This is a genomic window from Streptococcus sanguinis, assembly GCF_003943655.1.
Lineage (GTDB): Bacteria > Bacillota > Bacilli > Lactobacillales > Streptococcaceae > Streptococcus > Streptococcus sanguinis_F.
The window spans coordinates 1-505 of the sequence record NZ_RJMM01000067.1 but is presented as its reverse complement, the minus strand read 5'-3'; the positions used below and the strand labels follow the sequence as shown (position 1 = coordinate 505).

The 505-nt window shown below is 31.3% G+C and carries 1 pseudogene; it reads left to right on the top strand.

Annotated elements, in window-relative coordinates:
- Positions 1 to 145: 145 nt before the first annotated feature.
- A pseudogene (locus D8886_RS11660) lies at positions 146 to 505 on the top strand (hypothetical protein); the annotation flags it as partial.

Here is a 505-nt window from a genome sequence, read left to right as displayed (position 1 = left end):
GCTTGGTAATGTTCCAGCGGAGTTTTTTGATTCAAGGGTTGCTTCCAAACAGAGATTATTAGTTAACGAAATATACTTTGATGAAAAGCAAAGTAAACTTGAAGAAATGCAAAATGCATTAAATGATTTATTATAGGAGAAAGTTATGTCAGAAGAATTAGAGATTCAAGTTTTAGCAAATTCTGAAAGATTTAATGAAAAAAAACAAGAGCTAAAAGCCTTTAGTGAAGAGATTCCAGAACAATCAGATTTACCAACTGTCCCACAAGACGATCCTATGCTAGGATTTATTGGTATGGAATATGATGTTAAAGGTAAGGATTTAAACGCTCTCACTGATGCTGTTCAAAATAGAATGATTGAACAAAACAAGCATATTAAAAAGATTATTCAAGAATTTAATACCATTTACGAAACTTTTCAGATATTAGACGATGAGTATATTCAAAGTATTTCAAAGTCTTTGATTGCAGCGAAAGAGGCAAATAGTAAAGCTATACAGGGA